Consider the following 10,540-nt stretch of genomic DNA (forward strand, 5'->3'; position numbering starts at 1 on the left):
CGATCTCGGTATCGACTCGATCAAGCGGGTCGAGATCATGGGTGTGCTGCACGAGCGGTTCGCGGCCGGTACTCCGGCGAGCCCGGAGCAGTTGGCGGAGCTGCGTACGCTCCAGGACATCGTGACCTTCATGGCGGGTGCCGCCGCCGCTGAGCCGGTCGCCGCTCCTGCCGCTCCCGTTCAGGCTGCTCCCGCCGGTCCGGACGCGGCCACGGTGACGTCCGCGCTGCTGGACGTGGTGGCGCAGAAGACGGGCTATCCGGCGGAGATGCTGGACCTCGGGATGGATGTCGAGGCCGATCTCGGTATCGACTCGATCAAGCGGGTCGAGATCATGGGTGTGCTGCACGAGCGGTTCGCGGCCGGTACTCCGGCGAGCCCGGAGCAGTTGGCCGAACTCCGCACCCTCCAGGACATCGTCGGCTTCATAGCCGGCCAGGACGCCCCGGCCCCGCAGGCAGCCCCCGCCGCCCCGCCGGCCCCGGCGTCCCAGCCGGAGGCCGCCGCGGAGCGCGGGCGGATCGGCAGGGCGCAGGCCGTCCTCGCCGAACTGCCGGTGCCCGACCAGCTGGTGGACGCCTACCCCGCTTCCCCGGCCGCGCTGCTCGTGGACGACGGCGGTGAGCTGACCCAGGAGATCGCCGTCCGGCTCCAGACGCAGGGCTGGAAGGTGCACGTGCTGCGGCTGCCCGGCGTGCCGCAGCGGGTGGACGACGCGGTGGACCACGCGCTCAGCGGCTGGGGGGTCACCGAACTCGCCTCGCGTATCGAGGAGGCCCTCGGCGAGCGCATCAGCCTGGTCCTCGACCTGTGCACCAAGGCCCCGGCGGACTGGGCCGAGGGAGTGCGGCGCCTCGCGCACACCCTGCTGGTGGCCAAGCACCTGGTGGAGCCGCTGAACGGCGCCGCCGCCTTCGGCCGCGCCGCCTACACCACCGTCACCCGCCTGGACGGCTCCTTCGGGCTCGGCGGCGTCGACGAGCACCTGACGCCTCTCGGCGGTGTCGCCGGTCTGGTCAAGACGCTGGCCGTGGAGGCCCCGGAGGTCTTCGCCCGCGCCGTGGACCTGGCCCCCGGCCTCACCTCCGACGCCGCCGCCGCGCTGGTCCTCGGCGAGGTGTACGACGCGGCCACCGACCCCGTCCAGGTCGGCCACGACGGCGCCCGCCGCGTCACCCTCACCCTCGGCGAACAGCCCGCGCAGCCCACCGGCGCGCGGCCGCAGCCGCTGGGCAGCGAGGACCTGCTGGTCGTCACCGGAGGCGGGCGCGGCATCACCGCGACCTGCGTGACGGAGCTGGCGCGCCGACACCGGCCGGGCCTGCTCCTGCTGGGCCGGACCCCGCTGGAGGAGGAGCCCGAGTGGGCCCGCGGGGTGACGGAGGCCGCCGCGCTCAAGGCCGCGGCCGCCGCCGACCTCAAGCGCGCCGGCGAGAAGCCCACCCCGAAGCGCGTCGAACAGGCCTACCGGGCCGTCGTCGGCGGCCGCGAGGTGCGGGCCACCCTGGAGGCGCTGCGCGCCGCGGGCAGCCGGGCCGAGTACCTGGCGGTGGACATCACCGACCCGGAGGCCACCGCCGCCGCCCTCGCCCCGTACCGGAGCCGGATCACCGGCCTCGTGCACGGCGCCGGGGTCCTCGCCGACCAGCTGATCGCGCAGAAGAAGGCCTCCGAGATCGAGCGGGTCTTCGCCCCCAAGCTGGCGGGCCTGCGCGCCGTGACGGCCGCCCTGGACGCGGACGCGCTGCGGCACGTGGTGCTCTTCTCCTCGGTCGCCGGCTTCTTCGGCAACCGCGGCCAGTCCGACTACGCCATGGCCAACGAGACGCTCAACGCCTGGGCGTCCTCCTGGAAGCGGCGCCACCCCGCCGCCCGGGTCACCTCGCTCAACTGGGGCGCCTGGGACAGCGGCATGGTGTCGCCGGAGATCAAGGCCGTCTTCCGGGAGCGCGGCATCGTCCTCATCCCGCAGGACACCGGCGCCGAGATGTTCGCCGACCAGTTCGCCGCCGAGCGCGCGGACGACGCGGTGACCGTGCTCGGCCCGACCACCCCGCTCTCCGAGCGCGTCCCGGCCGCCCCGTCGGCCACCGTCACCGTCGAACGGCGGATCGCCGGCCTGGACCGCGACCCGCTCGTGGCCGACCACGTCATCGGCGACGCCCCGGTGCTCCCGGCGGCCGCGGCCCTCGGCTGGGCGATCGGCGCGGTGGAGCGTGCCACCGGCGGCGAGGTCCGCCAGGTACGGGACTTCTCCGTGCAGAAGGGCATCGTCTTCGACGGCACCCAGCCCGAGAACGCCCGCCTCGTCATCACCCCGCTGCCCGAGGCCCCCGGCACCGTGCAGGCGGCCATCCGCTCGGTGAACCAGGACGGCGCGGTGCGCCCGCACTACGCCGCCGTGCTGGACGCCGCGCCGGCCGCGCCGCAGGCGTCCGTCGCCGGACTGCCCGCCCTCGGCGGCGGCCGGCCCGCCGACGGCCTCTACACCGACGGCACCCTCTTCCACGGCCCCGCGCTGCGCGGCGTGCGGCGGGTGCTCGCCGAGGAGGAGTCCCGGCTCGTCCTGGAGTGCGCGCTCGCCGAGCACCGCACCGAGGGCGGCGCCTTCGCCGGCGCGCACTACGCCCCCGGCACCGCCGACCTGCTGCTGCAGGCCGCCCTGGTGTGGGTGCGGCTCTTCCGGGGCACCGCCGGACTCCCGCTGGCCGTCGGCCACGCCGAGCTGCACCACCCGCTGCCCGACGGCGAGCCCTTCGTCGTCCTGGTGGAGCCCGGCACCGCCGGTGCGGGCGCCGAGGCCCGGCTCACCGTCACGGCCTGTGCCCCCGACGGACGGGTGCTCACGCGCCTGCACGACGTGTCCGTCATCTCCGCGCCCCAGCTCACGGCCAAGTTCGTCAGCGGCTGACCGCCCGTCCGTATCCGACTGACGACCTGACCGGTCGGCCCGGCCGGCGCCTACGCGCACGCCGGCCGGGCCGACCGACCTACGGAGGGACCTCGCTCTGATGAGCAAGTACGCCATCGTCGGCCTGTCCTGTCTCTTCCCGGGCGCCCGCACCCCCGCCGAGTTCTGGGAGAACCTGCGCAGCGGGGCGGACGCCCGCCGGGAGGGCGGAGACGAGATCTTCGGCGCAACGCCCCAGGACGCCGACCTCGACCCGCAGCACCGCATCTACTGCCGCCGTGGCGGCTTCATCACCGACTTCGAGTTCGACCCCACCGGCTACCGCCTCGACGCCGAGCAGCTCGCCCCCCTCGACCGGATCTTCCACTGGTCGCTGTACACCGCCCGCGAGGCGCTGCGCGACAGCGGCTACGAGGCCCGGCCCGAGACCCTCGAGCGCACGGCGCTCATCCTCGGCAACTACTCCTTCCCCACCCCCACCTCGGCCCGGATCAGCGTTCCGCTGGCCCGCGAGGCGGTGCTGGAGGGACTGCGCCGGGCCGGGCTGCCCGAGCTGGCCGCACTCCCCGAGGGCGTCCCGCTGGTCGACGCAGAGCTGCTGCGCGGCGAGAACCTGCGGGTCAGCGGCTCCCCGGCGGCCGTCACCGCCGCCGCGCTCGGCCTCGGCGGCCCGCGCTACGCCCTGGACGCGGCCTGCTCCTCCGCGCTCTACGCGCTCAAGCTGGCCTGCGCCCACCTGGCCGCCGGACAGGTGGACCTGGTGCTGGCCGGCGGCGTCTGCGCTCCCGACCCCACCCTCATCCACCTCTCCTTCAGCGATCTGCACGCCTACCCGGAGAGCGGCTTCAGCCAGCCCTTCGACAACCGGTCCGAGGGCATCCTCACCGGCCAGGGTGCCGGAATGGTCGCCGTGAAGCGGCTCGCCGACGCCCTGCGCGACGGCGACCGCATCCACGCCGTCATCGACGGCATCGGCCTGAGCAACGACGGCAGCGGACGCCATCTGCTCGTCCCGCAGGGCGGCGGCCAGCTGACCTCCTACGAACTCGCCTACGCCGAGGCCGGCGTGGATCCGGCCACCATCGACTACCTGGAGTGCCACGCCACCGGCACCCCGCTGGGCGACGCCACCGAGGCGGAGTCCGTGGCCGACTTCTTCGGCCGGCACGGCAAGGTGCCGCTGATCGGCTCGGTCAAGGGCAACATCGGGCACCTGCTCACCGTCGCCGGACTGAGCAGCATGCTCAAGGTCATCCTGGCCATGGACGACGGCCACATCCCGCCCACCATCGGCGTAGGACAGCCGGTGCGCTCGTCCGACGGACGCGTGGGGGAGGAGGTGCTGGTCCGCGAGGGCCGGCCGTGGCCGGAGGGAGTGGGGCCGCTGCGGGCGGCCGTCTCCGCCTTCGGCTTCGGCGGCACCAACGCGCACGTCGTGCTCTCCGCGCCCGAGGCCGCGGAACTGTGGGAACCCCTCGAGGAGACCTCCGCCGAGCCGCCCGCGCTGGACATCGTCGGCCTGGGCGCGCACTTCGGCCCGCTCGACGGCGTGGACGCCCTGGAACAGGCCGTCCACTCGGGCGCCGACGCGTTCGGCCCGCTGCCCGAGCGGCGCTGGCGCGGTCTGGAGCAGACCCACGGCGGCACCCTGGACCGGGCCGGTCTCGCGGGCGACTCCGCGCCGCACGGCGCCTACGTCGACGGCGTCGACATCGATCCCGTCGACCACAAGATCCCGCCCGCCGACCTGCGCACCTACAACCTCCAGCACGCGCTGGCCACCAAGGTCGCCGACGAGGCGCTGCGCGACGCCGGCTACAGCCGGGCCGTCCCCAAGGGCGCGAGCGCGCCCGAGCCGCGGCGGATCGCGGTGGTGGTGGCGATGGAGCTGGAGCCGTACACGCACGCCCGGCTCACCCGGTACACGCTGTCGGGCTTCCTGCGCGAGCAGTTCGAGGCCGCCGGAGTGGAGCTGACCGAGGAGCAGCTCGCCGCGATCGCGGCGGTCGGCCGGGACGCGGTGGTGCCCCCGATCGTGGCCAACGAGGTGCTCAGTTACATCGGCAACGTGATGGCCAGCCGCATCTCCTCGCTGTGGAACCTCACCGGCCCCTCCTTCACCGTCTCGGCGGAGGGCTCGGGGACGGCGGAGGCGCTGGAGGCCGCCCGGCTGCTGCTGATGGACCCGGGGATCGAGGCGGTGCTGATCGGCGCCGTCGACCTCACCGGCTCCGCGGAGCACCTGCTGCTGCACCCCGACGCGGTCTCCGAGGCGGGCCTCACCTTCGCCGAGGGCGCCCGCGGGGTGCGGATCGGCGAGGGCGCCGGCGCGGTCGTCGTCACCCGCAGCGGGGAGGCGGCCGGCCGCCGGGTCTACGCCCGGCTGGACGCCCTGGCCGTCGGCGCGGCCCAGGCCCACGACGGTGCGGCGCCCCGGACGGACGCCGACACGCTGGCCGCCACCGCCGAGGCCGCCCTGACCGCCGCGGGGATCTCCGCCGCCGAGGTCGGCTACGTCGAGGCCCACGCGGCGGGCACCGCCGACGAGGACCGGGCCGAACTCACCGCCCTGGCCCGTGTGTACCGCGCGGACACCGCGGCCCCGGCCGAGGACGGCCCCGCCGACCCCACCCGGGTCGTCGCGCTCGGCAGCGCCAAGGCGCAGCTGGGGGACGCCGGCTGCGCCTCCGGGATGGCCGGGCTGATCCGCACCGTGCTCTGCCTGCACGGCGGCTACCTGCCCGGCACCACCGGATGGCAGCGGCCCGCCCCCGAGTTCACGGCCGGCTTCGCCGACTCCGCGCTGTACGTGCCGGACAAGTCGCGGCCCTGGCTGCGCGACTCGCGGCGGGCGCGGCGGTACGCCGCCGTCAGCATGGTGGGCGCGCAGGGCGGCTGCGCCCATCTGGTGCTGTCCGCCGACGGCACCCGCGGGCGCGTGGTGGACGGGGACTGGCAGCGGGCCCGCGGCCCGGTCCTGCTGGCCCTCTCCGCCCCGGACCTGGACGGGCTGCTGGCCTCCGTCGAACGCCACCGCGGCCTGCTGGACGACGGCGCCGACCCGTGGGTGCTGGCCCGCGCGGCCGCCCGGGAACTGCCCGGCGCGCCGCTGCGCGCGGTCCTCGTCGGCCGGGACCCGGCCGAGCTGGGCCGGCAACTGGAGCTGGCCGCCCGGGACATCCCCGGCGCGCACGCCGCCGGCGGCGAGTGGGCCACCCCGGCGGGCTCCTTCTTCACCGCCCGCCCGATCGGCCCCGAGGGCAAGGTCGCGCTGGTCTACCCCGGCGCGTTCAACTCCTACCCGGGCCTCGGCCAGGACCTGTTCCGCGCCTTCCCGGGCCTGCTGGAGCACTTCGAGGCACAGGCCGAGGAGCCCGCCCGGCAGCTGCGCTCCGCCCTGCTCTACCCGCGCACCTGTGTGACGCCGGGCCGCAGGGAGCTGATGGAGCTGGAGTCCGCCCTCGGCGACGACGTGCCGTTCATGCTGGCCACTGGCACCAGCTTCGCCATCCTCTACACCCACCTGGTGCGCCGGGTCCTGGGCGTCACCGCGCACGGCGGCTTCGGCTACAGCCTGGGCGAGTCCAGCATGCTCTTCGCCACCGGCGGCTGGAGTGCCGAGGGCCGCCGCGACGACCTGATCAGCGACACGCCGATCTTCCGGGACCGCCTCGTCGGCGCCCGGCGCACCGTGCGCGAGCTGTGGCGGGACATCCCGGCCGACACCTCCGACAAGGACCTGTGGGCCTCGCACGTCCTGCTCACCGACGAGCGGACCGCGCAGGCCGCGATCGAGCGCTACGACCGGGTGTACCTCACCCATGTCAACACGCCCGGCGAGCTGGTCATCGCGGGCGATCCCACCGAGTGCCGCGCGCTGATCGAGGAACTGGGCTGCCCGGCGGCCCGCTCACCGGTCAGCGTGGTGATGCACTGCCCGGTGGTGGACGCCGAACTCGACGGCCTGGCCGGGCTGAACGACTACCCGACCGGCTCGCTCGACGGCCTGGAACTGTTGTCCGCCTACGACTACCAGGAGCTGCCCGGACTGGACCGGGAGCGCATCGCGCGGCGCATCGCGCACACCCTGCGCTCCCCGATCGACTTCCCGCGCCTGGTCCGCACCGCCTACGAGCGGGGCTACCGCTACTTCATCGAGGTCGGCCCCGGCGCCACCTGCTCGCGCTGGGTGCGCGACACCCTCGGCGAGCAGCCGCACGTCGCGGCCTGCGTGGACCGGCGCGGCGTGCCGGCCACCAAGTCGATCGCCCAGCTGGCCGCCCGGCTGGTCGGGCACGGCCTGCCGGTGGACCTCACCGCGCTGCTCGGCTCACCGCAGGAGGCCGCGGCAGCCGTCCCGGCCCGGCGCACCGCCCGGTTCCGGGTGGGCGGCGGCGACCCGGTCCCGGAGCGGATCGCCCAGGGAGTGCGCACCGCCACCCCGGCGACCGCCGCGGTGACCGACCGCCGGCCGGTCGCCAGCTCCGTCGCAGCCCCGCGCACCGCCCCGGAGCCGCGGACCGCGGCCGAGGCCCTCGCCCGGTCCGAGACCGCCGCCGCGCCCGGACCCCTCACCGGGGCCGAGCCGCCCGCCGCGCCCGCCGCCGCTTCCGCGCCGCCCCCTGCCTCCGCCCCCGTCCCGTCCACCGCACCGGAGGAACCCGATCTCATGCCCGCCGACCCGACCGTCGCGGACCCCGAGGCCATCGTCTTCGACGGCGACCCGATCGCCTTCCTGCCGTGGGCGCCGGCGAGCCCGGCACAGCCCGCCCCCGCGGCCCCCGCTCCGACCGACCAGCCCGCCGCGGCGTCCGGCCCGGCCGCCCCCGCGAACGGCGCCGCCGCGCCGGCGCTCCCGAACGGCGCCGCCGCGCCCGCCGACCCGGCCGGTACCGGCGCGCTCGCCGCCGACCTGGTCCGCGAGCTGCGCCGCCAGATGGTCGCCACCCACTCCGTGGTGATGGAGACCCAGCGCGTCCTGCAGAACGCCACCCTCAACCGCGCCGAGGCGCTGCTCGACGGCGGCCGGGCCCCCGCGCGGAGCACCGCCGCTCCGGCCCTCCCGCCGCACGGCGGGTCCGCACCGCGGCCCCCCGCGGCCACGGCCGCCGGACCCGCCCCGGCCCTCCCGCCCGCCGCGCCGGCCCAGGCCGCCCCGGCCGCCGCGCCCACCCCGGCCGCGCCCGCCGCGCCCGAGGGACCCGGCACGTCGGGCAACGCCCCGCTGGAAGGGGTGATCTGGGACCAGGACGCCCTGCTGGAGTTCGCCACCGGCTCCGTGGCCAAGGTGTTCGGCGAGCAGTTCGCGCCCATCGACTCCTACGCCAAGCGGGTGCGCCTGCCCGCACCGCCGTACCACTTCGTCACCCGGGTGACGAAGCTGGACGCGACGACCGGCACGTTCGGCCCCGCCACCATCACCACCGAGTACGACATCCCGAAGGACGCCTGGTACCTGGTGGACGAGGGCGCTCCGCCCGCCGTCACCGTCGAGGCCGGCCAGTGCGACCTGCTGCTGGTCAGCTACCTCGGCATCGACTTCCGCAACAAGGGCGAGCGGGTCTACCGCCTGCTGGACAGCTCCCTCATCTTCCGCGGCGGACTGCCCCGGGCCGGCCAGACGCTGCGCTACGACATCTCCATCGACCGGTTCGTGCACAACGGCGACACCACGCTCTTCTTCTTCAGCTACAACTGCTACGCCGACGGCGAGCTGATCCTCGAACTGCGCGACGCCTGCGCCGGGTTCTTCAGCAAGGAGGAGCTGGCCACCCCGCTCGGCGTGGTCATCACCGACCGGGAGCGCGCCGAGCGCGCTGCCCTCACCCAGGGCTACTTCAAGCCGCTCGCCCGTACGGACAAGACGCTGCTCACCGGCGCCGACCTGGAACTGCTCGCGCAGGGCCGGTACGGGGAGGTGTTCGGACCCGAGCACGCCCAGGACGAGGGCCTCAACCCGGGGCTGCGGCTGCCGGACGCGATGCTGCGGATGGTGGACGAGGTGACGGTGGACCGCCTCGGCGGCCCGCGCGGCCTCGGCAAGCTCACCGCCGTCAAGCGCCTGGAGCCCGACGCCTGGTACTTCACCTGCCACTTTCCCGACGACCCGGTGCTGGCCGGCTCCCTGGTCGCCGAGGGCGCGGTGCAGCTGCTCCAGACCTACCTGCTGTACCTCGGCATGCACCTCACCCTGCCGGACGCCCGCTTCCAGACCGTCACCGACGAGCGGATCGACGTCCAGGTGCGCGGCCAGGTGACCCCGGAGCACTCGGAGATCCGCTACGAGGTCGAGATCATGGAGATCACGCTGCTGCCGCGGCCGACCGTGATGGCGGACATCCTGGTCTACCTGGGCGACAAGCCGGTCATCAAGATGCGCAACCTCGGCCTCCAGGTCCGTGAGAAGGACGGCACGCCCTACCGCCCGGAGGCCGGGGGAGTGCCCGCCTTCCTGGGCCGGCGCAACCGCAGCGGCGAACCGGCGATGATCAACGAACTGCACCTGGCGCACGCCGCCAAGGGCCTGCTGGACATGGCGATGGGCCCGGAGTTCGAGGTCTACCGCAGCAGCCGCGCGCCCTACATCCCCAACGGCGACTTCCAGTTCGTGGACCGCGTGATGTCCCTCAAGGGCACCCGCGGCGACCTGGGCCCCGGCTCCGAGATGGTCACCGAGTACGACTCGCCCGAGGACGCCTGGTACTACCGGCAGAACTCCTACCCGCACATGCCCAACTGCGTGTACATGGAGACCTCGCTGCAGGCGGCCATCTTCCTCGGCTACTACCTCGGCGCCACCCTCAAGGACCCGCAGCAGCAGTTCTCCATCCGCAACCTGGACGGCCGCGCCACCCTGGTCAAGGACATCGACCTGCGGGGCAAGACCATCCGCCACCACTCCAAGCTGCTGATGACCAGCGCGGTCTCCGGCGCCGTCCTGCAGAACTTCTCCTACGAACTCTCCGCCGACGGCGAGGTCTTCTACACCGGCGAGTCCCTGTTCGGCTACTTCAGCGAGGCCGCCCTCGCCAACCAGGTCGGCCTGGACAACGGCAGCTACGTCGCGCCCTGGATCGAGCAGGAGCAGATCGCCGCCGACCGGGTGCGCCGTATCGAACTGCCCGCCGACGCCCCCGCGTTCACCGACCCGGCAGGCGGGCACCTGCACCTGCCCGGCGGCCACTTCCACCTGGTGGACCACGTCGACCTGGTCACCGACGGCGGCCGGCACGGCGCGGGCTACCTGCACGGCCTGCGCAAGGTGCGCGACGACGAGTGGTACTTCGACTGCCACTTCCACCGTGACCCGGTGATGCCCGGCTCGCTCGGCGTGGAGGCCGTGCTCCAGGCCATGCGGCTGTTCGTGCTGGAACAGGGCCTGGCCGAGGGCATCGAGAACCCGCGCTTCGCGATGGCCACCGACGTGGAGATGAGCTGGAAGTACCGCGGCCAGATCCTGCGCGGCGACGGCGAACTCCGCTTCGACGTGCACATCAAGGAGGTGCGGCGCGAAGCGGACCGGCTGCTGCTGATCGCCGACGCCGACCTCTGGAAGCCGGGTCTGCGCATCTACGAGCTGACCGACGCGGCCATCGAGGTCCGCTCCGCCCCCGACCACGCCTGACAGCC

2 protein-coding genes are annotated in these 10,540 nt (G+C 74.8%); both read left to right on the forward strand.

From position 1 onward, the window contains the following. Window positions 1-2,911: SDR family NAD(P)-dependent oxidoreductase (locus tag AB0N63_RS21065; protein ID WP_365530520.1), on the forward strand; the 2,911-nt coding region annotated here is incomplete at its 5' end. Window positions 2,912-3,011: 100 nt separating this feature from the next. After that, window positions 3,012-10,535 (forward strand): beta-ketoacyl synthase N-terminal-like domain-containing protein, encoded by a 7,524-nt coding sequence (locus AB0N63_RS21070; protein ID WP_365530521.1) that lies wholly within the window; start codon window positions 3,012-3,014, stop codon window positions 10,533-10,535. The last annotated feature ends 5 nt before the right edge of the window (window positions 10,536-10,540 follow it).

The sequence above is a fragment of the Streptomyces sp. NPDC093260 genome, from assembly GCF_040683715.1.
GTDB classification, from domain to species: Bacteria; Actinomycetota; Actinomycetes; order Streptomycetales; family Streptomycetaceae; genus Streptomyces; species Streptomyces sennicomposti.

Excerpts from the sequence above, each read along its gene's own strand:
- AB0N63_RS21070 (WP_365530521.1), top strand. The coding sequence starts at position 3,012 with ATGAGCAAGTACGCCATCGTCGGCCTGTCCTGTCTCTTCCCGGGCGCC.